20 protein-coding genes are annotated in these 24,555 nt (G+C 59.0%); 5 read left to right on the top strand and 15 right to left on the bottom strand.

Going from position 1 to position 24,555, the window contains the following annotated elements; genetic code table 11:
• Positions 1-6: 6 nt before the first annotated feature.
• The 4 genes from RVY79_RS02290 (at position 7) to RVY79_RS02275 (ending at position 3,518) form a co-directional block, all read left to right on the top strand.
• Positions 7-888 carry an ABC transporter permease gene (locus tag RVY79_RS02290; RefSeq protein WP_317462386.1) on the top strand — a complete coding sequence of 294 codons (882 nt, stop codon included), beginning with the start codon at positions 7-9 and terminating at the stop codon, positions 886-888.
• Positions 888-1,922 carry an ABC transporter ATP-binding protein gene (locus RVY79_RS02285; protein WP_317462385.1) on the top strand — a complete coding sequence of 345 codons (1,035 nt, stop codon included), beginning with the start codon at positions 888-890 and terminating at the stop codon, positions 1,920-1,922. The genes RVY79_RS02290 and RVY79_RS02285 overlap by 1 nt, the downstream gene beginning before the upstream one ends.
• Entirely contained in the window at positions 1,919-2,875 is a 957-nt protein-coding gene (locus RVY79_RS02280; RefSeq protein WP_317462384.1) for an oligopeptide/dipeptide ABC transporter ATP-binding protein, read from the top strand. Before RVY79_RS02285 ends, RVY79_RS02280 begins: the two co-directional genes overlap by 4 nt.
• Positions 2,876-3,032: 157 nt before the next feature.
• On the top strand, positions 3,033-3,518 hold the full coding sequence (locus RVY79_RS02275; protein WP_317462383.1) for a GNAT family N-acetyltransferase: 486 nt from the start codon (positions 3,033-3,035) through the stop codon (positions 3,516-3,518).
• Between the two features lies 1 nt (position 3,519).
• On the opposite strand, the gene RVY79_RS02270 is transcribed toward RVY79_RS02275, so the two are convergent.
• The 12 genes from RVY79_RS02270 to RVY79_RS02215 all read right to left on the bottom strand — a co-directional run bounded on the left by RVY79_RS02270 (position 3,520) and on the right by RVY79_RS02215 (position 20,848).
• On the bottom strand, positions 3,520-4,569 hold the full coding sequence (locus RVY79_RS02270) for an SPFH domain-containing protein (RefSeq protein ID WP_317462382.1): 1,050 nt from the start codon (positions 4,567-4,569) through the stop codon (positions 3,520-3,522).
• Between the two features lie 2 nt (positions 4,570-4,571).
• Positions 4,572-5,030 (bottom strand): nodulation efficiency, NfeD-like protein, encoded by a 459-nt coding sequence (locus RVY79_RS02265; protein ID WP_317462381.1) that lies wholly within the window; start codon positions 5,028-5,030, stop codon positions 4,572-4,574.
• A gap of 148 nt (positions 5,031-5,178) precedes the next feature.
• On the bottom strand, positions 5,179-5,469 hold the full coding sequence (locus tag RVY79_RS02260; RefSeq protein WP_317462379.1) for a nucleotidyltransferase family protein: 291 nt from the start codon (positions 5,467-5,469) through the stop codon (positions 5,179-5,181).
• Positions 5,470-5,751: 282 nt separating this feature from the next.
• Positions 5,752-7,821, bottom strand: a complete 2,070-nt coding sequence (locus tag RVY79_RS02255) for a 3'-5' exonuclease (protein WP_317462378.1) — start codon at positions 7,819-7,821, stop codon at positions 5,752-5,754.
• A complete protein-coding gene (locus tag RVY79_RS02250; RefSeq protein WP_317462377.1) occupies positions 7,821-10,328 on the bottom strand; it encodes a S8 family peptidase in 2,508 nt (835 codons plus the stop codon). Before RVY79_RS02250 ends, RVY79_RS02255 begins: the two co-directional genes overlap by 1 nt.
• A 27-nt stretch (positions 10,329-10,355) precedes the next feature.
• On the bottom strand, positions 10,356-11,345 hold the full coding sequence (locus RVY79_RS02245; RefSeq protein ID WP_317462376.1) for an ATP-binding protein: 990 nt from the start codon (positions 11,343-11,345) through the stop codon (positions 10,356-10,358).
• A 30-nt stretch (positions 11,346-11,375) separates the two neighbouring features.
• Positions 11,376-14,237 (bottom strand): site-specific DNA-methyltransferase, encoded by a 2,862-nt coding sequence (locus tag RVY79_RS02240; RefSeq protein WP_317462375.1) that lies wholly within the window; start codon positions 14,235-14,237, stop codon positions 11,376-11,378.
• Between the two features lies 1 nt (position 14,238).
• Complete coding sequence (locus RVY79_RS02235; RefSeq protein ID WP_317462374.1) at positions 14,239-17,316, bottom strand: BPTD_3080 family restriction endonuclease; 3,078 nt, start codon at positions 17,314-17,316, stop codon at positions 14,239-14,241.
• A gap of 164 nt (positions 17,317-17,480) precedes the next feature.
• The gene (locus RVY79_RS02230; protein WP_317462373.1) at positions 17,481-18,680 is read right to left on the bottom strand and encodes an MFS transporter; all 1,200 of its coding nucleotides are present in this window, start codon (positions 18,678-18,680) and stop codon (positions 17,481-17,483) included.
• A 158-nt stretch (positions 18,681-18,838) separates the two neighbouring features.
• On the bottom strand, positions 18,839-19,423 hold the full coding sequence (locus RVY79_RS02225; protein ID WP_317462372.1) for an NAD(P)H-dependent oxidoreductase: 585 nt from the start codon (positions 19,421-19,423) through the stop codon (positions 18,839-18,841).
• A 144-nt stretch (positions 19,424-19,567) separates the two neighbouring features.
• Positions 19,568-20,443, bottom strand: a complete 876-nt coding sequence (locus tag RVY79_RS02220; RefSeq protein ID WP_317462371.1) for a LysR family transcriptional regulator — start codon at positions 20,441-20,443, stop codon at positions 19,568-19,570.
• A gap of 57 nt (positions 20,444-20,500) precedes the next feature.
• The gene (locus RVY79_RS02215; RefSeq protein WP_317462370.1) at positions 20,501-20,848 is read right to left on the bottom strand and encodes a putative quinol monooxygenase; all 348 of its coding nucleotides are present in this window, start codon (positions 20,846-20,848) and stop codon (positions 20,501-20,503) included.
• 357 nt (positions 20,849-21,205) lie between these two features.
• Here RVY79_RS02215 and RVY79_RS02210 point away from each other — a divergent pair, with 357 nt between their 5' ends.
• The gene (locus tag RVY79_RS02210) at positions 21,206-22,066 is read left to right on the top strand and encodes a hypothetical protein (RefSeq protein WP_317462369.1); all 861 of its coding nucleotides are present in this window, start codon (positions 21,206-21,208) and stop codon (positions 22,064-22,066) included.
• Here the strand turns inward: RVY79_RS02210 and RVY79_RS02205 are convergent.
• The 3 genes from RVY79_RS02205 to RVY79_RS02195 are packed head-to-tail and all read right to left on the bottom strand — an operon-like array spanning position 22,063 to position 24,478.
• Positions 22,063-22,617 carry a DUF924 family protein gene (locus RVY79_RS02205; RefSeq protein WP_317462368.1) on the bottom strand — a complete coding sequence of 185 codons (555 nt, stop codon included), beginning with the start codon at positions 22,615-22,617 and terminating at the stop codon, positions 22,063-22,065. The two genes, RVY79_RS02210 and RVY79_RS02205, sit on opposite strands and share 4 nt — an antisense overlap.
• Positions 22,618-22,620: 3 nt before the next feature.
• The gene (locus RVY79_RS02200; RefSeq protein WP_317462366.1) at positions 22,621-23,115 is read right to left on the bottom strand and encodes a methylated-DNA--[protein]-cysteine S-methyltransferase; all 495 of its coding nucleotides are present in this window, start codon (positions 23,113-23,115) and stop codon (positions 22,621-22,623) included.
• 1 nt (position 23,116) lies between these two features.
• Positions 23,117-24,478, bottom strand: coding sequence for a DNA-3-methyladenine glycosylase 2 family protein (locus tag RVY79_RS02195; protein ID WP_317462365.1), 1,362 nt, complete (start codon positions 24,476-24,478; stop codon positions 23,117-23,119).
• Between the last annotated feature and the right edge of the window lie 77 nt (positions 24,479-24,555).

Raw genomic sequence — 24,555 nt, 5'->3', positions numbered from 1 at the left:
CTATTCATGAGTCAGGTTCAGACTGCTGTTTCGTTACCGCAGCCGACGCTACTCGCTCGGACCTTGCAAGGGCTGGCGGGCAATCGCACAGGCACCATTGGGTTTTTTCTGGTCGCGTTGATCCTCGCCGCCGCGATCTTCGCACCCTGGATATCTCCCTACGATCCTGCCGCCATCATGACCGGGCCGCGCATGGCCCCGCCGTCTTTCGACCACTGGCTGGGTACCGACCATATCGGCCGCGATCTCTTCAGCCGCGTACTTGCTGGTGGGCAAGTGGCGATGCTGGTGGCCGCCGCTGCGCTCGGCGCGGCGCTGAGCCTGGGTCTCGCGTTGGGGCTGATGGCTGGCCTGGGGCCTCGCTGGCTCGACAACCTGCTGCTGCTTCTCTTCGATGCCCTGCGCTCGTTCCCTACTATCGTATTCGGTCTGGCGGTAGTGGCCTTAGTCGGGCCTAGCCTGTTGACGGTCATCATGGTTGTCGCAATCACTTCTGTGCCCATCTACGCCCGGATCATTCGTACTCAGGCGCAGGCGCTGCGCAACGCCGAGTTCGTCATGGCCGAACGGGCGATGGGTGCAAGTCTGCCGCGGGTTCTGTTCGTTCACGTGTTGCCCAACGTGCTGGGGCCGCTGTTGATTCTGGCGAGCATGGACGTGCCGCTGGTGATCGCCACCGAAGCGGGACTGAGCTTTCTCGGGATGGGGGTACGCCCACCCACGCCCTCTTGGGGCGTGATACTCAATGACGGCTACAACTTCATCCGCAATTCCCCTTGGCCGGTGATCGCGGGTTCGGTTCCGATCGTGCTGGTCACGCTGGGTTTCACCTTCATGGGTGAAGCGCTGCGCGATATCTTCGATCCCAGACTGCAAAAGGCCAACTGATGTCCGAGCAGAAGCTGATGCACTCATCCGATGCCATGCGTGGCGATGGCCACGTGCCGCTGATGCGTATCGAGGAGCTTTCGGTGGATTTTTCCACCGCACGCGGTCCGATTCATGCGCTGCGCCATATCTCGCTCGATGTGGCGGCGGGGCGAATCTTGGGGCTGGTTGGAGAGTCGGGATGCGGCAAATCCTCCTTGGCCTACAGCTTGATCGGCCTGTTGGCAGGCAATGCGCGCATCACGCACGGCGTGATTCGGCTGGGTGACGACGACCTGGCGCATCTTTCTGCAGGACGCTGGCGGGCGCTGCGTGGCAAGCGAATCGCGATGATCTTCCAGGATCCTATGACCTCGCTCAATCCGGTGCGCACCATCGGCCAGCAGATGATGGACATCCAATACCGTGAGCGAATCACTCGCGCCGAGAAACGCAAGCTTGCCGTGGACTTTCTCGCCCAGGTTCGCATTCCGGATCCTGAGGCGCGGTTGGATAGCTATCCTCACGAACTTTCCGGTGGGATGCGTCAGCGGGTATGTATCGCCATGGCGCTGCTGACTCGGCCTGACCTGTTGATTGCCGATGAGCCGACGACCGCGTTGGACGCGACGCTGGAAGTACAGATCATTCATCTGCTGCGCGATCTTCAGCAGCAGTTCGGCTGCTCGGTTATCTTCGTTTCACATCATCTGGGAACGGTGGCGGAACTCTGCGATGACGTGGCGGTGATGTATGCCGGCGAGGTAGTCGAGCAGGGTAGTGTCGATGAGATCTTTCGCCAGCCCGCGCATCCGTATACCCAGGCACTGCTCGAGTGCGATCCCGGCAGCATTCGCGAGGCGACGCGCATTCTGCCGACGATCCCCGGTAGCTTGCCGGACCTGCGCCAGGTTCCCTCGGGCTGCATCTTCCAGGATCGGTGCCCGCATGTATTCGAGCGTTGCCGCCGGGAGCACCCCGGCTTTTATTCCGGCGAACGCACGCAACTGACGCGCTGTTACCGGGTCGCGGGAGAAGGGGAAATGACGTCATGAGCCTGCTCGAAGTCAATCATCTCGAAGTGCGCTATCGACGACTGGGTCGCGTGAAGGCAGCACTGCGACGCGAGGAAGCAACGTTTCCGGCGGTCGTCGACGTCTCCTTTACGCTGGAGGCCGGGCGAACGCTGGGGATCGTTGGCGAAAGCGGCTCCGGCAAGTCTACCGTGGCAAAGAGTCTGATTGGATTGCAGCCCGCCAGAGGCAGTATTCGCTATGGTGGTCGCGAAATCGGCTCTGCCAGCCACTCCGAATGGCAGCGGTTGCGGCGAGAAATTTCGATGATGTGGCAGGACCCGGTCGGTTCGCTCTCACCCCGGCTAAGCATCGCCAGCCTGGTTACCGAGCCACTGAAGATTCAAGGAGGTAAACGTTCGCCTGATGACGCGGATCGGTTGTTGTCCATGGTGGGGTTGTCGACCGATCTCGGGAGTCGTTACCCGCATCAGCTTTCGGGAGGACAGGCACGTCGGGTCGGGGTGGCTCGCGCATTGGCGCTGGATCCGAAATTACTGATTGCCGATGAGCCGACGGCAGGACTGGATATGTCTGTTCAGGGCGAAATTCTCAATCTACTCAACGAGATTCAGTCTCGTACCGGCGTTGCCATCCTGGTCATTACCCACAACCTGAATCTGGTTCGCCACGTTACCGATGAGGTGGCTGTCATGTATCTCGGGCGTTTCGTGGAACAAGGGCCGACGGACGCCATTTTTCGGCATCCTCGCCATCCCTATACCGAGGCACTGCTTTCCGCCAATCCCTCCCCCAATCCGGATGAGCGACATGGGCGCATCGAACTATCGGGCGAGATGCCAAGCCCTTTTTGGAGACCGGCTGGCTGTGAGTTTCACGGTCGCTGCCCCCATGCACGCCCCGACTGTGCTGACATCGTTCCCGATTGGGCCGGCGAGGGCGAACGCGGGTATGCCTGCCGCTATCCGTTATGAACGAGCCGCGAGCGTAAATCCCAGCTTGACCGCCCTGGACGAGCTGACGCAGCTACTGGGCATCGGCAACGTTTATTCGTTTCAGCTAGAGAGCTGAAGCAACGCGGGCGACGCCAAGCAGGGCTGAGTCTCGCTGACAGCGACCAGGAGCATGTGCGTGATCGAGAGTATCGCTATCGTCAGGCTGCAGGCCGACTCACCCCATGTCGGCACCGTGGCGGGCTGGGTCCATGATGCCTGGGGTCACCTGCACCCCGAGACCCCGGCCGTGGCGTATCGCCGTGAGTTCTATGCGCAGTGCGGCGAGGGCGGCGTGCCCTCGGTGTTCGTGGCGATGCACGAGGCGTCGCCGGTGGGCACGGCGAGCCTGGTGGCTGACGACATGAGCATTCGCCGCGAACTGACGCCTTGGCTGGCGTCGGTATTCGTGCCGCCTGAATGGCGCGGTTACGGTATCGCTTCGCGTCTGGTGCAACGGGTCGAGGCGGAAGCGCTGGCCCACGGCATCCGCCACTTCCATCTCTACACGCCCGATCAGCAGGCGCTGTATCGCCGCCTGGGATGGGAAGACCGTGAGGCGCTGACCTACCGTGGCGAGTCCGTGACGATCATGAGTCGGCGGCTGGATGCCTCCACGGCCTGAGTCAGCTACTGCTGCCGGCACCGCCGACCATTCCGCTACGCAGGTCGGTGCCATCCTGGCGATTCTTGACGTGCTGGCTCACGACATCTTCCGGTGAGCCGGCCATTTCCCGGAACATGCCCATGCTGCCGAGCAAGGCGGAAGATTCGTAAGGCACGAACACGCGCTCGCCATCCTTGGCCATGTTCGGCAGCACCTTGATATAGCTTTGGCCGAGCAGGTAGCCCACGACGGTACGCTTGTCGTCCTCACTGTCGCCGATGGCGTTAAGGACCAGCTTGATCGACTCCTGTTCGCCCTCGGCACGTAGAATGGCGGATTGCTTGTCGCCTTCGGCATTGAGAATCGATGACTCACGCTGGCCCTGGGCCATGGCGATGGCGGCGGATTTTTCGCCCTCGGCTTCGGTTACCGTTGCGCGGCGTTTACGCTCGGCCGCCATCTGCAGACGCATGGCACCTTCGACTTCCTCGGGCATGGCGATGTCCTGCACTTCGACGCGGGAGATCTTGACGCCCCACTTGGACGCGGGCTCCTCCATGGCGGATTGGATCGCGTTGTTGACCTCGGCGCGGGATTCGAACAGCTTGTCCAGCTCCATCTTGCCCACCACCGAGCGCAGCGTGGTCTTGGCGAGCACCTCGACGGCCTGACTCATGTTGGCGACTTCGTAGACGGCGCGCTTGGGGTCGATGATCTGGTAGTAAAGGGCGCCGTTGATGGTCACCGTGACGTTATCGGTTGTCACCACCGGCTGGCCGGGAAAATCCATCACCGTCTCGCGGCGGTCGATACGGGTCTCGTCGGTGGCGATCGGGTAGTACTCCTCGCCCTGCTTGCGATAACGGATCATGCTGATGGCGCGAGGCTGCTCGATGAACGGGATGATGATGTTGATGCCGCTCTCCAGCAGTCGGTTGAACGAGCCAAGTCGCTCGATCACCATCACCTCGGACTGTCGAACGATCACCAGCCCCTTGACGATGATCACAATGCCGATCACAACGACGATCAGACTGAGAATTAGCCCCGGTGTTAGAAATGAATCCATATTTACTGCTCCTGTGGCGATGCTGGCGTGACGATGGCGATGGTGCCGTCGAAGCGCTGAAAAACGACCCGGCTGTCTAAAGGCAGTTCGGTCGTGTGGGTATCGGCGACTCTCAATCGATAAAAATCGCCGTTGATCTTGATACCGGTCGCGCCATCGAAATCGCGCTTGAGGGTACGATATTCATTGCCTTTCTCGACGCCCGTGCCGGTCGTTCCGTAGGCGACGCCGCGGGGCGAGAACCAGGGGCGGATCACTTTGATGGTTATTGGCAACAGCAGCCCGGCGAGGACGCCGAACCCCAGTAGTTGCCAGGCGAGGCTGACGCCTAGCCAAGCCAGGAGCGCCGTCAGCGCGGCGGCGACGGCCAGAGCGAGCAGCACCAACGCGCCTGAGGTGAGTTCCGCAAGGCCCAATAGCAGGGCAATGGCCAGCCAGGTGTAGGCGATATTCCAGTCCAAGGGCATTCCTCAAGAGCGGTAGTGAAATGAAGCCTTTAATGGGTAGAGTCGTTCAGGAAGTTCGATGCCATATCGCCGCGTGATTGGATACGCCGCAGCTTGGCAATGTTATCGAGGATATGCTGAGCATAGGATTGCCAAGGCTTGTTCATAGTTCTACCGCCTCGTTCAGTATCTGCTGGCGGAAATGACGGTTCAGTTCATGCTCGGGTACAAGATCGACCCGGCGCCCGACCAAGGTCGCCAAGCGTTCCGCCAAAGGCAAACGCTGGGTGAACAGATCGTATCCCGGCGGAAAGTCGACGAGGAAGTCGACATCACTTTCCGGTTTTTCCTGCTTGCGGGCGACCGATCCGAATACCCGAATACGGCGAGCTCCGTACTGACGGGCCATGTTATCGATGGCTGCCTTCTGATGATGTAGGTCCTCAAGTAACATGGCGCCTCCCAAGGGCTAACTACCGGGTCCCGTATAATCGATGCCTTTCTTCTTGAAGAGCAAGTATAGGCTGCTATAGACGCGGATTAGTCACAAGCCTAGCGGCTCAACCTTCGCGCACCGTGACGAGCTTGGGCCGGCCGATCATCACTCCGGCGACGGTTTGCACGCTGAGCAGGGCCATCAGTAGCCACAGCGAGAATCGCTAGGCCCAGGAGAGCCAGGTGTAGGCGATGTTCCAGTCCAAGAGCATTCCTCAAGAGCGGTAGTGAAATGAAGCCTTTAATGGGTAAGATCGTCCAGAAATTCCGATGCCATATCGCCGCTTGTGACAAGAAGGTAATCCCTGGCACGGGTGCAAGCGACATATAAAAGATGTCTCTCAGTGTTATAAATCTCTTCCAGATCGGCAGCATCGGCAACCGCTTCGATGCGATTCTGGGACGGGATCACTTCATCATCGCAGGCCATAACCGCAACAGCTCGAAACTCAAGGCCCTTGGCTAGATGCATGGTGCTAAGCGTGACTTTATTTTCCACCGATAGCATACGCTCATCCAGCTTCTGGTAGGGTAGTTTGGTTAATTCTAGTACTGTACGAGCACGTTCAAGCTCTGCAGGAGAACGTACAAAAACTGCCATTTCTCCGACCTCAACGCCTTGTGTTTGGCAATGCAATAGCCAGTCGGCCACCGTCTTGGCTTCTTCATCCTTACTATTCAGAGCTCGAATAGTCGGGGGCGCGCCGTTAAATACGGAGATTGTGCCGTGCCTTTCCTCGGTATTGCCGTCTACGTCCGTGAGTTCTGGATCCAATAGTAGATCAGCCTGCCGACGAATCTGGTGAGAGGTCCGGTAATTGATATACAGGACACGTGAGCGCCCTTGGATATTGACACCCAATGCTTTCCAGGAAAACGGTTGCTGAAAAATACGCTGACCGAGGTCGCCGGCAAAGAACAGGCTATTCGGTCGATTGCCCCCAAGTGCAGCAAGGAATCGTAACTGAGGGACACGGATATCCTGGGCTTCATCGATGATGGCAAAGTCATAAAGCAGTGAGGAGCGCTGCGCGATAGCCCCTGCCAACATATTGAACATTCCCGCATGAGTAGCAAGTCCGCGTTGTTCTAAGTCTGAACGAACCTGGTCGAAAATTGCCCACAAGACGGAGCGCTGAGACTCGGGAAGACGCGTCTTCCTGCCTAGTCTGCGCACATCGCGATAGGCTTCCCAAGTGTCGAGTTGCCAGGCATCAACAACATCCTCCCACTCAGTAAGCAGAAATTGTCGACTGAATCTACAACTCTCATTATTGCTTGATGCTTCCAGCAGTAAAGTCTCAATCACATCGCGACTTGCCAGCCGAACCGGTCCGTATTGCAACTCATATAGCCGCTGTCCCAGAGCATTCATTGAATACACATCAATCCGCTCACCTAGGCTGGGCTGCTTACCGATCAAACGCACTAGCTTGACTCTCAGCATGTTAGCTAAGGTGTCGGAAAAGGTGGCAAGCAAAACGCGTGCTTCGGGGTTGGTCTTAGCTAAGTGGACGGCACGATGCAGAGCAACGACCGTCTTACCGGTACCGGCCGAGCCTGAGACACGTGCCGGGCCGCTATAATCATGCTCGACCAATTGGCGCTGGGCTGGGTGGAGAAAAATACTCCACTTCTCCCAAGGATATTCTAGTGCCCGCTCCAGCTCGTCAACATCCGCCATTACTCTAAATCGGCGCTGGGCATCGGGGTGGTTAAAGGGATCCGCGCCGCGATATTGCTGGGCCATCTGTGGCGTACCACCTGTCGCCAACTCAAGCAGGGCTTCTGCTGCTTCGTCTGGCAAATGTTCTGACAATTCTAACAGGCTATCCTCGTCCGCTTGACGTACCTCCTCTAGCCATTCGGTCGGCACTCCGTAGCTCAGCAGAGCCTCCTCAGCAACGCCATCGAAGAGCGGGGGCTTGGCAGATGAGGAAAGTTCAGTTTCCACATAGGTGGGAACCATGATTTCTTGAATTGTCTCCCGGACTTGAACTAACTGTGCCGCGCCAGTTGTAGGGTGAATCTCCAGCTTGCGGCGCTCGGCCCACTGGTATGCCTTGTCGTGATGGTCTACGTAGCACAACAATAGGCTGTTATCGCTGCGATGGACTATAAGGCGAATATCGTTACTTACGCGTACCGACCAGAAACGCTTATCCTTAACCTTGTCCAGCTTATGGAAATTCATGCCCGGATTGGCTGGGTTCATCTGCAGGTCGAAGGCTGTGGTTTTCACTGATTTTTGTTCATCACCGGTGAGTCTGGCGAGGCTGGCAGTGAAAGTATCAGCGATGCGGAAGTTCATCAGGTGTTCACCATGGTTGGGGTGGCAACTTTATTGGCAACCGCCGTGTAGAGGTCGACATCCACATCCGGGGCCTTGATCGAGACGATAAGAGCATAGCGAGCCTGGCTGTCATATCGCTCCAGCTTTGGTCGAGTTCTCCACCAGCCCATGGCAGGATAGATACCAATGATGCCGCGGCTGGCGAGATCAGCGGCGCTTCCCCGCCAGATATCCGAGTGTAGAGAGCCCTTATGGCGATTCTGCTTACCGATTAGCCAATTGTTATCTTGTCCTCCGGTGGGGATGCTTTCTTCTTCGTCACGCGCGGCCGCGTTGATACGTGCTCGAAAGTCATCTACTGATTCGTGTGGGCGCCTCACATCGAAACGCAGGCCATGGGACTGGTAGCGATAACGTGATGAGAATCCGCGGGCTGAGGGGTTCGGCTCGATGAAGTAAGAGAGCGTGACGCGCATTTCCACTTCCGCTTCGCCAAGGGCTTCCAGCTCATCCAAGGGCCAGGGAAGTTCATGCAGGTGCATCTCACGCATCCCAGTATCTTTGCCCTTATCCTTCTTGAAAGGACGTAGCATCTCCTGGCACACCAGAGTCAAAGAGTTATTGAAGCTCCACATCGCCTGCTCAAGATTCGGGATACCGAAACCACAATGGCGAATGAGCCCTGCAATATCTTTCTTGCTTGGACGGCCGGTAGCGGGAAGAAACATATCACGCATTGCATTGCTCCATTCGGCGGAATGCACGATCAGAGCACGGACCGACTCTGGCCACAGGTGTGGATATTCCGCCATCAACTGAGCAGCCATGCGAGCAGCAAGCGACGTCGCGGCACTGGTCGCGTTGGCGGTCGTGAATAGCCGTTCAGTAGGCGAGGCATTTGCCGTCAGCAGACTCAGGCTAGTCATCCATGCCGCGCCGAACGAATCCATTGCAGCGTTGCCACCCTCGAAGACGATATCCGGCTTAAGCGGCCAGTGGGCCTGCCAAGTGAGCGAGGTCGTACTGAATGGGCTGAGCCCACCAAGCGGTGCGATTGGTTGATAGTCATTGGTATCTGGCTCGGTGATGTGGACCAGCTCCGTGGCTGCTCCCACGGTCAACGCATTCCAAGCTTGTCCCGGATCATGGATGCTGTCGCTGGCGTTGCTGCTTGGATATTCGCTCCAAGCGTTAGGATCGGAAACATTTCCCGCAGACAAGATAAATAGTCTGGGCGTTTCCGCCTGACTATCGGCATCGGCGGCTAGTCGGTCTATGGTGGCGGACCAAGCGGAGGGCCGCCCTCGATCACGATTATCGCGTGCCGTTACTGTCATGCTGAAGACCCGCGCTCGCTCTGGCGCCAATATCTCGGGTCGAAAGACGGCTTCAGACGTCAGATAGCCGTGGTGTCTGGCATCTTGCCCATTCGAGCTGCCGTGGGGTAATAGCTTGACCGATTCTAGGCGGTGACCAATGTTCAGTGGCTCTTGTGAAGCCAGCCATGGCGTCCAGTCACCGGCCAGTGCCAGCCCGGCCATGGAGGTGCCATGACCATCATTGTCGTCGACCCCCCAACCAGGTTCTACCGTGTGCAGGTCGGTGGGGGAGAGCGCAGGAGCGAGAAAAGGGTGGCCACGAGTGACGCCGGTATCGAACAAGCAGACATGCGGAACGTGCTCATCCGTTTCAGGAAAATGCGTGCGGGCTAGCAGTTCCTCCAGCCAATCTGGTTGCTCTTGTGGTGCCATAGCATCGAAGAACTCCGCCGTCTCCTTGGCACGGCGGAGTTCGGCGATCGTATTGAGGGTTAGAAGCGATCGCTTCATTTGCTCTGCCGACCCGTGAACCATCAGCACGCTGCGTTCGGGAAAGATGACTTCGCCCTGGGCAATGATGAAACCTAATTCTTTGGCCAGTTCCTTGAACTGACGAATCACACCAGCACGGTCCTTCTTGGTGGGTAGCCAAACTTCCCACCAGAGTGTTTCTTCATCCGATTTGGGCAATGCCTCGGGAGTGTCGGTCCAGAGGGCTTCAAGGGTGGCACTGCGAATCTGCGCGATGGCATTAAGCAGTCGGCTGTGTTTTGGAACTCTATTTTTATCCTTGGATTCATCGAGGTAGGTGTGAACCAACTTTTCCAAGATATCCAGCTTGCCATCCGGTATGAAAATGGTCGCTAAGGTTTGATGTTCATCATGTCGGACATTGAGGAGTTCGATGCCTGAGCGTTCACGCGCTAAGGATTCGAAGGCCAGCTCGATATCCGGAAAGCTCTCGAATTCTACCTGTAGCCCGAATCCCTCCTCGATCCCTGCCTCTTCCTGCTCTTTCCTGGCTTCGGACAAGGTGGGTTGTAATGTCTGAAGTTGATTCAGCAGAGCATTACCATGCTGTTTTCGGTCGCGATCCGGAATTTTATTGTCATCTCCACCGCCTGCTGGTGGTGAACGATATGGGTCGCTAAAGGCATTGTCGGTCAGAAGGAAATGCGGCTTGCGCGAATTGTCTTGCCCTGCCATGAAACATCCCTGCGTCTCTGGGTTATGTTACTCGTTCTTGTTGGCCAATCGATGCGAGATCTGTCGCCGCTCTTCCAGCATGCGCCTAATATCCGCCTCAGATACGCTATCCGCCTCTTCGATCAAGGCTTCCTTGAGCGTTTCTTCGGCAGCACGCACGATTTCCGCATAGCTCAGTCCCTCTGTGGCCTCTGCCAGTCGTTCCCATGACACACCCTTCACTGCTAAGCGACCCAGCCGTGATTTGAGGACCATCGCGACGTGACTTATGTCCGGCAGATCGTAGTGGAGCAGGTCATCGAAGCGCCGAAACAGAGCGCGGTCGAGAATCTCTGGATGATTGGTGGCGGCAACGATCAGGCTATGGGACTGATCCTGTTCAATCATCTGCAGGAAGCTGTTCAATATGCGGCGAATTTCACCGACATCATTGGCCAAGCCACGCTGGGAACCGATGGCGTCGAACTCATCGAAGAAGTAGACGCCACGGGTCTGGCTGGTGGCATCGAAGATCTGCCTGAGTTTCGCGGCCGTTTCACCCATGTATTTGGTAATCAGGCCATCCAAGCGTACCTGGAATAAGGGCAGGCCCAACTCGCCGGCGAGCACAGAGCCGGTCATGGTCTTGCCGTTACCTGGCGGCCCCATCAGCAGCAGTTTGCGGCGCGGGGATAGGTCATGTTCAAGAATGCGAGCCGCATGGCGCTGTTCGCGAATGATGCGCTGGAGCTGCTTCCTGAGAGCGTCATCCAGCACCATATCGCCAAGACGTGCCTCGGGGAAAGAAACGCTCAGCAGATCGGCGAGTTCGCCCCTGGGTTTGCCGATGGGCACCGGCTGACTGGTGCCTCGACGCTGTTTGGCCTTATCGACGAGCATGCGAAGCTCCTCGGCCAGCTTGCCATGGCCGAGTTTTGCCTCATGGGCAGCCAGTTGCATGGCCACCGAGTAGAAACGCTGGTCGTCACCCTCAAGATGAGAGTTCAACAGGGCCTTGATGTGGTCAGCACTGGCCATGGGGATACCTCCACGACATGGGAACCTTAATCATACCCTGAACACCTTCATCACTTCATCGCCGAGGTGGTTGATCACCTTCACTGCAATTCGCCCCGATGTGGGCTTATCGAACGCTCGCGAGGTATCGCTGTTGAGTGTTTCCCAAGCTTCAGCGCTGATCTCAGCCTTGAGGGTGTTCTTGAGTGCCTTGTACGGTTCATTGGCGCCGAGGAAGTAGGCCTGACGGACGAAGAAACTCTCTTCGTTATAGTCGGTGTCAATAAACCAGCAGGCGATACCGTCGGGGCCGTCCGAGCGGACTTCGCCGGTGTTGGGATGGAACACGTCGATACCGTTGACCTTGACCTGGATCTGGTCGCCATCGGTTTCCAGAATATCGATGTCGGGTTCGCCGAAGATAACGAACAGGTTGCCTTTGCCGGTGTTCTTGAGATCGGCGGCCATGTGCAGATCGGCATTCATGCGTGCCTTGAGCACGGGAATGCGGCCGAGCTTGTCGAACTCCGACGAGCGGGCATCAAAATTGAAGGCGCAGGTAATTAGTACGTCGAAGTCCGCATCGCCGGCTTCGCGGGCGGCGGCGACTAGGTCGGGGCGGGAGACGGTTCCGAACTCGGGGCCAATAAAGATGGCGGCGCGTTTCTCCATGCCTGCCTGCTCATCGCTTCCAGGCTCTCCACCTTCAACATAACGGCCCTCGGCGCAGACCAGGTCACCGGGCCAGGGGGTAAGTGAGGTGAATGTGATCTTGTCATCCTTATGCGCTTGCTGAATGCCAGAGGTCTTGAGATTTTCCAGGATCATCTGCACGAAGTCGCGTTCTTCGTTGTACTCGCCCTGGCCTTCGCCAACAGCATCGATTAGCTCATCGTTTTCATCCACGCCCAGCACACGATGAGGGGATAGGCTCTCGACGGTGAAAGGGCCGGCGACACGAACTTTCTTGTTGTCTTGATAGGGCTTGTCATACAGGAATTCACTATCGGCCTTGGCGGCAATCGAAGCGTCGATTTCCTGCTGGCGAGCGATGCGCTGTTCCCACCATTTGGCGTGAAGTGCCTTGGCCTCTTCGGGCCACTCTTCGCCGGTCTCGCGGGGAATCTGCCACTCCTCCCAGCTTGCCGCGACAGCCTCGTTAAGCGCTTTGCGCAGCGGCTCCAGCGTTTGCTGGAACCTGTCCCAGATAACGTCTATCTCGGCGTTATTGGCAATAGATTTAAGCGTGATATGCGGTACCCGCTCATAAACAAAGCCGTGCGTGATATTGCCACGCGTGGGTGTACTGGAAGGCGCGCTGCGCGTTAGCTCGGCTTCCTTCAACTGGCCGTCGCGGGAATCGGCCAGCAGATAGAAAGGATAGCGTGCGCCCATGACGCGGGCGCGAGCCAAGGCCAATGCTACGCGCGAAGTATCGATCGTGATCCAGCGACGGCCCCATTGTTCGGCGACGGTGGCGGTGGTGCCGGAGCCGCAGGTAGGGTCGAGGACGAGATCGCCGGGGTCGGTGGCCATAAGAACACATCGCTCAATAACCCTTGTGGCCGTTTGGACAACATATAATCTTCCTGAAACTCCAGTATCGTCCCAAAAGTTAGCGATATGGGCCCCGGGGAAGTCATCTAAATACCTACGATAACGAAGTGTTTTGTCTCCTTGCCTTAAACGTCTTGCTTTGCTAAGGCGGCTCAAGCCTGTTGCGTTCGTTTTCCAGTTTGTACGTCTGAAAGACTTTCCTTGGAATCCAAATTCTATTGTTGTGGCATTGCTTGAACTTTCAGAGTTGAGAGAAGTTAATTGAAAGAATTTAGCGCCTGACTCCTCAAGTTCTTTTAAAATGTTTTTGCTTTCTTTTTCTGATTTTTTAAGAGGTCTTTCTTGTAAGTCATGAAATATGACTTGGTCATATCTCATTCCTGTTCCTTGGCCTTCACCAATAATTTTTCTTGTTATCAATCCTCTATATTTAGATTTTTCCGCAGACTTTCCAAACCATACAATGTAGTCAAATACAGAATCTAAGTATTTTGAACCCATTCCTCCTGTTTTTTTTACGCATATAAGAGAGATAAAGTTATCTTCGCCAAAAACTTCCTCCATCAAAGACCTAACTCGGTGTACATTCTCATCGCCAATTTGCACAAATATCGAGCCGGAGTCATTGAGTAAATCCCGTGCTACGGTCAGCCGATCACGCAGATAAGTCAGATAGGAATGAATACCATCGCGCCAAGTATCACGAAAGGCCTTGACCTGTTCCGGTTCGCGGGTGATGTGATCAGTATTTCCGTCTTTTACCTGAGTGCTGGTAGTCGACCACTGGAAGTTGGAGTTGAATTTGATCCCGTAGGGCGGATCGAAATAGATGCACTGTACCTTGCCACGCAGGCCTTCGCGCTCGGACAGCGAGGCCATCACCTGCAGGCTGTCGCCGAGAATCATGCGATTGGCCCAGTGGGCGTCGTGCTGGTAGAACTCGGTTTTGGCATCCTCGCTGGGCAAGCCATTGAAGTCGTCAAACAGGTCGGCCATGTCTCCCGCATGCTCACGTGCATCGGCAGCCTGCTTGCGCTCGGATTCGCGCTTCAGGTCATCGATCAGTACCTTGGGTTTGATTTTCTCCTGGATATACAGCGGCGGGGCGTTGACGACCAGATCGCTCCAGTCCTGCTGATCCTTGCCGCGCCAGACCAACTGCGGGTCAAGATCGCGGTTGCGCTCACGCTTTTCATCATCTAATCCATTGTCGCCACGTGCATAGGTAACGCGCACCGAGGCGCTGTCCTCCTTCTGCATCAGCGACTGATGTTCGGCGGTGGGGATGTTCTTGCGCGTGGCGTCTTCGTGCTTGAGCGCTTCGACGCTGAGCGGGGTCTTGGGTGTTCTGGCCATATCAGTTGCCTTTCGCCTTGGGCTCGACAGTCGCGGCGTCGATCATCTTGTTGAATTCGGCTTCGACCTTTTTGGCGAAGTCGTCCTGCATCTGGAATACATCGGTGAACTCGGCAAAGGCCCAGCGGCCATAGCTGCCCAGATTGTTCACCCCCGGCACCCAGTAGGTGTCCATGGTGGATTTCTTTTCCTTGGCATCTTCGCCACGGTAGCCCTTGATCTCGACGATCAGGTTGAGCGGATCGTCATGGCCGTCATACACCTGAACGATAAAGTCGGGACGGTACGTACGAGTTTCCGAAGCGTAGCGGTAAGGCACATCCAGCCCCAGGTTATGGTTCTTGACGTAGACCAGCACCTTGGGGTGGGCCTCGGCTACGCGGCAGAACTCCGCCTCCCAATCACTATCGAGGATTACCCAGTTGAGTTGGCAGCGCTGGGCATCGGTTTCCCACCGGTCGGTCTTGGACGTATTGAAGTTGACATGGGCCGTGCTGCCTGTGGGGTTGTAGGGATCGAGTACAGCCTTGATGGGGCGTTTGCCCTGTTCTGCACGGGTAATCGCCGCGGTAATGCGGTCGCAGGCAACATCGGCAAGCGACTGATACATCAGCAGGCCCGGATAGGTATCGCCCTTGCAGACCAGGCAGGTATCTAGCCATTGCTTGGTGATGCGCTTGAGCTGACCGAACAGATGCAACTTGGGCTGTTCGCCAGGATCGCGCCACTTGGTGGTGAGCAGGCGCTGGGTAATGTTGAACAGCAGGGTAGAGTGACGCATGTCGCGGATGTGCGCCAGGCTGAGGTCAGCAGTCTCGCCGATGATGCCCGAATTCTTGGTGATGGACGGCCCGACAATGGCGGGAGTTAGCTCATATATGGAGTCTTCATTGAACTGGGCATTGAGGCGTTCTTCGGGTAGCTCGACACGGTAGCCTTCTACACGCGGGAACCTGATCTCCAGTGAGTCGCGTTCCGGCCTCATGGCCTTGACCTGGATGGTTTCGCGCGGCGGCTGCGGCGGCGCGATTACCGGCTTGGCGGTGAAATCAAATGGGATACCCAGTACATCGGCATACTCGACGTTGAACAGGCCATCTTCGTTGAGATCGTAGGATTGACGGCGCAAGGCGCGGCCAATTACCTGTTCGCACAATAGCTGGGTGCCGAAGGCACGTACGCCCAGCACATGCGTCACAGTGCTGGCATCCCAACCCTCGGTGAGCATCGATACTGAAACCACGCAGCGGATCGACTCACCCAGAGTGCCGGCCTTGCCGACCGTATTCATTACCTCGCGCAGCAGGGTGGCATCGTCGATCTCCTTGCCGGCGCGCAGGTCATTGGCCAGGTCGTCACCGCGTTCGAGCGCCTCACGCTTGAATCGCTCGATCTCGTCGCTGGCCATGGAGCGGAAGTTCTTGTCCAGTGCTTCGCCGGATTCGAGCTGTTCGCTATCGACTAACAGAGTATTGGGGCGCGGTAGTGGATTATCGTGCTCGTCGTAATTACGAAACAACTCCAGGCGCCCATTAACGACATTGGACGAACCGTCTTCATTTTCGCGGATAAAGCCGGAGATATAGTCGTAGACCAGCTTGGAAGTGGCCGTGTTGTTACACACCACGATGAAGCAGGGCGGCACTTTTTTACCGGCCTGCTGCCAGAGTGCATAAGTTTTTTCATAATGGCCGTATAGCGCCTGCAGGGCCGTCTGCAACTCCACGGGAATACTGAGTGGATCGAGTGTCTTGCTGTTGCCTCGGCCTTTCTTGGGCATTTTTTTGCCGATGTGCTTCCACAACTCGCGAAACATCGGCATTTCTTCACCGGGGATGTTCTCGGCTACCGGTACGCGCGGCAGCTTGACAATGCCGCATTCGATGGCATCCATCAGTGAGAAGTCGCTCATGGTCCACGGAAACAGGGTACCTTCGACGTAGCCCGAGCCGCTGAGGAAGAACGGCGTCGCAGACAGATCGAATACGCGCGCCACGCCGAGCTTGCGATTGATGGCTTCGAGGCCGGAAATCCACAGGCGGGCCGCTTCCTTGTTCTTCTCGGCCTCTTTTTTTTCGTCGCCCTTCAATGCTTCTTCTTCGCCAGTCGCGGGCTTTTCACGGTAGCAGTGATGGGCTTCGTCATTGATGACTACGATATTCTTCAGCCCCATCAACTCCGGCATGACCCGCTGTAACATCTGGCCTTCTGTCTCCAGGGTTTCTAGCGGTGAACCGTCGCGACCCTGCAGTAATAGACGCCCGCCCTTGGAAAGCTCCATGCGTTCACGCCGTTTGAAGGCGTGGTAGTTGGTGATGACGACCTTGGCTTTATTTAGATCTTCCAGCATTTCGCTGGGCACTAGCTCACGGCTGGCGTAATAGCTGTTCGGATCGTTGGGCCGCAATACGCGTAGACGATCCCTGATAGTGATACCTGGCGCGACCAATACAAAACCACGGGTAAACTTCCTGCTGTTGGGGTGGCGCACGGCATTGACGGTTTGCCAGGCGATTAGCATCGCCATGACAGTCGTCTTGCCGGCACCGGTGGCCAGCTTGAGCGCCAAGCGCATGAGTTCGGGGTTGGCATCGTTATTCGCGTTGTCGAGGTGTTCCAGAAAACTCTCGCCAGCTTTGCCCATCTTCGGGGCGACTTCAGTCAGCCAGATAGCGGTTTCAGCAGCTTCTATCTGGCAGAAAAATGGCCGGATGCCGCTAAAATCATGGTGTCGCCAGTGCTGAAGCAAGCGAGCAGTCTCTGGGGTAACGCGCCAATCGTTGGGATTGGGCAGTTGTCGCCACTTGTCGACCGCATGGCGCACGGCATTGATAACGGCGGTGTGATCGTATTGCTGATCGGCGGTCGAGAGGCCTATGCCTTCATCGAATAGCAGATCCGTCTGTTCCTTGACCCCTTTGCGTTTCTTGGGCTTGGGGATCGGAGTGACGAATTCGGCGCGACGGCGCTTTTCAACAATCTGTTGAGTGGGCTGTCCCTGATCGTCAAGCTCCCAATGACGGGAGGGGTATTCATAGGGCGAATTGAGGATCGGCCGCTCAAAGAATTGGTTTTCCATGCTCGTTTTCCCTGGCAGCAGACAGACAGCAGCAAAGTCCAGGGCTTATGCCTGTGAGCGTCACGATTCTGCCTGCGTTGTATTCTGAGTAATGCGCTGCTGGATTCTAAGATTTATCGGTCATTCTAAAGAACAGCAATTTTTTATCGAGCGTATCAGATGCATCAACCTTCGCGCACCGTGACGAGCTTGGGCCGGCCGATCATCACTCCGGCGACGGTTTGTACGCTGAGCAGGGCCATCAGTAGCCACAGCGAGAGTCGCCAGTCGCCGGTGACGCCGTGCAGGGCGCCGAATAACAGTGGGCCGCCGGCGGCCATGAGGTAGCCGAGGCTCTGGGCCATGCCGGAGAGCATGGCGGCGTGGTTGGCACGCCGGGTGCGCATTACGATCATGGTCAGGGCGAAGCTGAAGCAGCCGCCCTGGCCGGCGCCGAGCAGGATCGCCCATAGCGTGGGCGACGCCGTGGGTGCCAGCCACAATCCTACCAGCCCCAGCGCGATCAACATGCAAAGCCCCAGTACCAGCAGGCTATGGTGGTGCAGGCGAGCGGCGAGGCGCGCGATCACGTAACTCGCGGGGATGGTGGTCAGGTTGATGATCGACAGCATGCCACCCGCCGTTGCACTGGGCACGCCCGCGGCCGAGGCCACGGCGGGCACCCAGGTCTGCAGGGTGTAGAAGCCCAGCGACTGCATACCCATGAACAGCGTCAACGTCCAGGCGGTGCGGCTCTGGAACAGCCGCGTGATATTGGTCGATTGGCCGTCGTCGCTTGCCTTGGGTCGCCGCCAAGCCATCCAGATCCAGAGTGCCGTGGTGGCTGCGCCGATGCCCGCCCACATCAGGATGGGCACCGACCAGGCACCGCTTAGATTCATCAACGGCACTGCGGTCCCCGCGCCGAGGGTCGCGCCGATCCCCATCACCACCGTGTAGAGCCCCATGGTCTGGCCGATGCGCTCGGGGCGGTCGCGTTTGACCAGACTGGGCATGAAGACGTTGCCGAAGGCGATGCCCAGGCCGGCGAAGAATGTCCCGACGAGCATCACCGGTAGGCTCTCGATGCCACGCAGCAGTCCGCCCAGCGCGATGGCGCCGAGTGCCAGGGCGAGCGCGCGATCCAGTCCCAGACGCGCGGCGACACCGGGCGCCAGCGGCGAGAGCACGCCGAAGCACAGGATCATGCCGGTGGTGAACAAACTGGCGACGCCGGCGCCGATGGCCAGTGTCTGCATGATCGATTCCAGTACCGGCCCCACCACTACGATGGGGGCACGCAAATTGATGGCCGCCAGCGCGAAGGCGACGAGCCATAGCGCAGCGGGCAGGGGAACGGCTGGAGAATCGGAACGCGCGGACATGGACAAAGCCTTCCTCTCGAACGGGCGCGCTATCTTAGCATTTCGTTGAAACGCTTGCCGTGGGCCGAAAGGTGAAAGCGCAGGAGGAGGAGGGAGGCAAGAGAAGTGCGGGCCGACGCCGTGAGGCGACGGCCCGGAGGCCGATTCAGGCTTAGCGTTCAGGCGTTGGCAAAGTGTGCGCGCAGATGCGCGCGATAGGCGTCGACATGGCCTTCTACATCGGGCGCCTTGATGACATCGTTGGCGATGAAGGTCGGCATGGCGTCCAAGCCAATGAACGCCTGCGACTTGTGGAACGGGAAGTAGACGCCGTCGACGCCGCGGCCCTCGAAGAAGTTGTCGGCTTCATCGAAGGCTTCGGCGGGCGCGTTCCAGGTCAGCGAGAGCATGTAGCGCCGTCCTTGGAGCAAGCCGCCGCTGCCGTACTGAAGGCTGGGGTCCTTGCGTGAGCGGCCGTCGCTGGCGTAGAGCGATCCGTGGCCGGCGGTGAAGACCTCGTCGATATAGCGCTTGACCGTCCATGGCGTACCCATCCACCAGCCGGGCATCTGATAGACGATGACATTGGCCCACAGGAATTTCTCGACTTCGGCGTCGGTATCGTAGCCGTCGTCGATGCGGGTCTCGCGGATCTCGTGGCCCATTTCGGCGAGTTCGCCGCGTGCCACGTCGTGCAGGGTGTCGTTGTAACGGCCACCGGAATGCGCGAAGGCCTTGGCGCCGTTGATCAGCAGAATCTTCATGGTGTCGTTCCCACTTGGTAGGCATGTGAATGCAAAAGGTGGGGCAGTCTGCCGAGTCGCGGTCTTGCAATAAAGGCGCCTAATTGCAAAACATTCTTGCGGTAATCGCAAAGATAGCTGCGCACATGGTGTGGCATGACGGGATCAGAGTGTCAGGCGGTCGGCGAAGAAATCCAGGAAGGCATTGATGCGGCCGTGAAGCGCCGTATTGCGGTAGTAGACCGCTTGAATGGGTTCGTGGCGCACGTGGGTGGCGGCGTCGAGTACCACTGTCAGGCGTCCTGCTTGGCGGGCGCCGCGCGTCAGGAAATCCGCCAGGCAGGCGATGCCCACGTCGGCTTCGGCCATTTGCAGCAACGCTTCGCCGCTGCTCGAGGCGAGGGTGGGCTGGATGGTACGGCCGTCGCCGATTGGCCAGCGGTTGAGCTGGGTCAGATGCGTGAAGCCCAGCAGCACATGATGCGCCAGATCCTCGACATGGCGCGGCGTGCCATAGCGTGCCAGGTAAGCAGGGCTCGCCACCAGGCGGCGCCGGCTATGGCCGAGCGGGCGAGCATGCAGGGTGGAGTCTTCCAGGCGGCCGATGCGGATGGCGACATCGGTGCGTTGCTCGATCAGGTCGATGTTGGTCTCGTGGGTGGTCAACTCCAGGCGCACCTTGGGGTAGGCGGCATGGAATTCGGCGAGGTGAGGCACGATCTGATGCAGTAGAAACGGCGTAGCGGCGTCGACGCGCAGGCGCCCTGCGGGCTCGCGACGGCGCACCGTAAGCGCTTCCTCGGCGGTCTCCAGGGTACCCAGCGCCTGGCGGGCCTGGGCGATGAACGCCTCGCCTTCCTCGGTGATATCCAGGCGCCGTGTGGTGCGGTGCACGAGGGTCGTCTCGAGCCGCTTCTCCAGGCGAGAAACGGCCCGCGAGAGCCGCGCGGTGCTGGTGCTCAGGCGCTCGGCGGCGGCAGTGAAGCCACCGGCGTCGACCACGGCAAGCAGCGCTTCCAGATCGTCCCAGCGGCTTTTCATGCTATCTCGCGATGTGCAGGGGCAACGACCGGGACGATCATCCGTCGGCGCGGCGCGTTACAGTTTGGGGGCGTCGAAATCGGCCGGCTCATCGGTATACACGCAGACGTTGGCGTCTTCGACATCGCCGTCCTCGGCTTCGACGTAGTTGGCGAAGAAGGCTTGCACTTCGCGACGCTGGCAATGCGCTTCGAAGGAGGCGCGGTCGGCCCAGATCTCGTGGAAGACGATGGGGTAGCTGGTGCCATCGGCGAACGGGTTGTCGATCTTCCGGGTCACGGTGTACTGGATGCAGGCGTCTTCGCGGTGCGCATTGGGCTCGAGCGCCTGGAGTGCCTGAAAGACGCTCTCTTCCTTGCCGGGCTTGGGCTTGAACTGGGCGGTGCAATAGACCTTGCTGGACATGATGACCTCTTGAATGGATGCGAATGAACGCGTAGACGATATCATCTTGGTATCTGGTGTCGGTAGCGTAGGGCCGCGTCGCGGGCATCGAGCCCGCGACGCTTGCCATCTTAATCCAAAGGCGTATTGAGTGACCCGGCGCAATTGCTTATTAAGGAGGCACAAGTCACTGTCACGCGAGGTTGCCCCCATGCGCATCTTGAAGCTGGATACCCTGCGCCATGCCCTCATCGTCTCCGCGATGGGCTCCGCCACCTTGCTGGTATCGGCGTTGAGCTACCAACTGCTGATCTGATGACGATGGCGCTCCGGTCGCCGAGCGGTTAGGGTCTGGGCATTGTCCCGGGAGCTTTCGTCATGTCGCTGTCTTCTCGCATGCCCCACCGCCGTTGGGCGGTGGCGGCGTTACTGATCTTGGCGCTGGTGTCGTGGCTCGGCGTCATGCACGACGTGGCGATGGCCACGCTGGATGACGCTCTATCCACGGCGTTCAAGAGCTTTGCCCTGGCCAAGGCGCTCAACGCGGCCATTTCGGTGATGCAGAGCATCACGGCCGACGCCATGGTCTTTCAGGTGCAGTTCGGCCAGGCGCTGGACCCCGCCAACGATCTCGTCGAGCGTTTCTCGTGGATCATGTTCGCCTCCACGGCCTCGCTGGCGATGCAGAAGGTCTTGATCCAGATGGCCGGCCACGCGGTCATCAAGACGCTTTTCTCGTTGAGTTGCCTGTTGCTGGCGGTGTCGCTCGTCTGGGGGCGTGGCGTCTGGCAAGAATGGGCCCGTCGGGCATTCTTGCTGATGGCGTTTTTACGTTTCGCGGTACTCATCGCGGCGCTGGCCAGTACCTGGATGGGCGATGCGCTGATCGGTGACCAACGCGAGGGGCTTTACACGGCGCTGGACCAAGATCGCGCGGTGTTCCAGGACGTCGCCGAGACGCAGGCCGGCATTCGTGAGGAAGACGACGGCGTGTGGCAACAGCTCAAGGATAAATGGGAAAGCGCCGTGGGCCATCCGGTGCGCGATCTGCTGACACGTCTGGATAGCATGACCGAGAACGTGGTGGCCTTGGCGGCGGTGTTCATCGTCCAGACGATTCTCTTCCCCCTCGGCTTTCTCTATTTGAGCTGGCGCTTGCTCGGCACGCTGACGGCCCCGTTGGCGGCGTTACCCCGTTCCTCGCGGCGCCTGATGGCCAGTCAGATTACCCAATCTTAGAAAGATGAGCCTGGCTGGCGTAAGAAGTCGTGTTCTTCCGGCGTCGATTCCCGACCCAGAATCGCATTGCGATGCGGATAACGGCCGAATCGCTCGATAATCGCCCAATGGCGCTGTTCGAAGTCCAGATTGCGCTCCAGCCCCGGCTGATCGAAAAGCCGCAGGGCCTCTTGGTGGATCAAGGGCGACTCGCTGTGCATGTACGGCATATAGACAAACGCCTGCTGTTCGGGCGGTAGTTCCTGATCGCCGCCTTGAGCAACCATGTGCTGGGCGAGGCTCAGCGCTAACGGGTCCTGAGCGAAGGCGAGGGCCTGATCGCGGTAGATGTTGCGCGAGAACTGATCCAGCAGCAGTATTTCCGCCAAGGCGCCGCGGCTACTTTGCCGCCAGGCGTAAAGCTCGCAGCGACACGCCGCGTCGTGGAGTGCCCCGAAGCGTTCGGCGAGCGCCTGGTCGAACGCTGCGTCCTTGCTGAACCACTGCTTGGGGCCCGCCTCAACGAACCAGAAATCTAGCACTTGCCGCGCTTGTTCAAGATCTTGCGTCATGGCTCACCTCCGCTGATTGATGTGCGTGCGCTCGAACTCCAGCAACCAAGCCTTGCGCTCGAGCCCGCCAGCGTACCCGGTGAGCGTACCATTACGCCCGATCACACGGTGACAAGGCACGACGATGGGCAACGGATTGCGCCCGTTGGCGGCGCCGACCGCGCGCATTGCCTTGAGGTTGTCGATATCCCGGGCGATTTCCGCGTAGCTGCGCGTCTCCCCGAAAGGAATGCGAGCCAATGCCGCCCATACGCGTTGCTGAAAGGGCGTACCTTGAGGGTCGAGCGGCACGTCGAAGTCACGCAATGCTCCCTCGAGGTAGGCACTTAGCTGCTCGCGGCAGGTCTCGGTGAGCGGCGAGGGCGACGCCGGTGTCTCGGCGCTGTCGACGAAGGCGATCTCGCGAATCCCGTGCTCGCTGGCGAGGATGCGTAGCATGCCCAGCGGCGAGGTCGGTTCAGGCGTGAAGTAATCGATAGCGTAAGCGGGGGATGCCATATCAGCGACTCCAGAGTTGCAGGGTGAGATAACTGCGCCACGGCGCGGCAAGATCCGGCTCGAGTGTGTCCAGCGCCGCCAGGGCCCGTTTGACGCCCAGGTCGCCGCCCAGCCAGATATCGGGATGACTGGTACCGCGCAGGGCGGCGTAATCGGCACTCCAGGGGCCGATGCCCTTTAGCGTGGTCCAGTAGCGGGGGTCGTCATCGAGGCGCTGCTCGCATTCGGTTTGCGCCAGGCCGCGCAGACAGTCACGGCGCGCCTGAGGCATGCGCAGAAACGCCAGGTCGCTGGCGGCGATGCGTGCGGGCGTAGGAAAGTGCCGACCGCCCTCGGCGGTGGATTCGCCAAGCGCTTCGACCAGGCGGGCCGTATGCCCGCGCGCCGCCGAGACCGAGACCTGCTGGCCTAGAATCGCGCGTACGCCGGCCTCAAAAGGGCTCCACAGGCCGGGCAGGCGCAGGCCCTCGACGAGGGGAAACGCTTCCGGAAGCATCTTCTGAAGCTGGGCCTCGATGAGCGCCGTGTCGGCGTCCAGGTCGAGCACGCGGCGGATATTGCGCACCACCGGCGAGAGCGCCCCGAGGTCATCGAGTGTCAGCGTGACGCGAAAACAAGACCGCTCGGGTAGGTGCTCGGCGGTGAAATGGCCACGCGCCGGTCCCCACTGAATGTAGCGTCCGTAGTGACGCTCGTCCCCCCATTCCAGTTTGTCGATGCGGCGCTCGGCGAGGAAGTCGCGCAGCCATTCCCAGGCGTAAGGCGGGCGATAGGCCAGCGTCAGCGTGAGGTCTTGGCTGGGTGGCCCAGGCGTACGTCGCAACTCACGTGGTGCGTGCCCCACTTGGCGACGGAACGCATCGTTGAAGCGCCGCAGGCTGGTGAAGCCGCTGGCATAGGCGATATCGGCCACCGGCAGCGCGCTTTGGTGCAGCAACTGCTTGGCGAACAGGCACTGGCGATGCAGGGCGTAGGCCTTGGGTGAGACGCCCAGATGGTGCTGGAACAGCAGGCGCAGGTAGCGCTCGCCGATGCCGAGGCGCTCGCAGAGCGCGCCCAGGGAGGCTTGGCTCAAGGCACCTTCATCGATCAGCCGCAAGGCGCGGCGTAGCGTGGTGTGGTTGCCATGCCAGGCGGGCGATTCGGGGGCGCTATCCGGGCGGCAGCGCAGGCAAGGACGAAAACCCGCCTGGGCGGCGGCCACAGCGCTGGGGAAATAGCGCACATTGTCGTCACGCGGCGGCCGGGCAGGGCAGATCGGCCGGCAGTAGATCCCGGTCGTGGTCACGCCGACGAAGAAGCGCCCATCGAAGCGAGCATCCCGCGATAGACGGGCCACGCGGCAGCGGTCGGGATCGAGCATGGTGGGGCTCCTCGTGGGCATGACGATCCTAGTGTAACGTGTCGCCGGCGCCGGACTCGCCGGATTCGGCAGTGATA

Source organism: Chromohalobacter sp. HP20-39 (assembly GCF_033052815.1).
GTDB lineage: Bacteria > Pseudomonadota > Gammaproteobacteria > Pseudomonadales > Halomonadaceae > Chromohalobacter.
The sequence above is the reverse complement of the archived record's forward strand: the minus strand, read 5'-3'. Positions and strand labels throughout refer to the sequence as shown.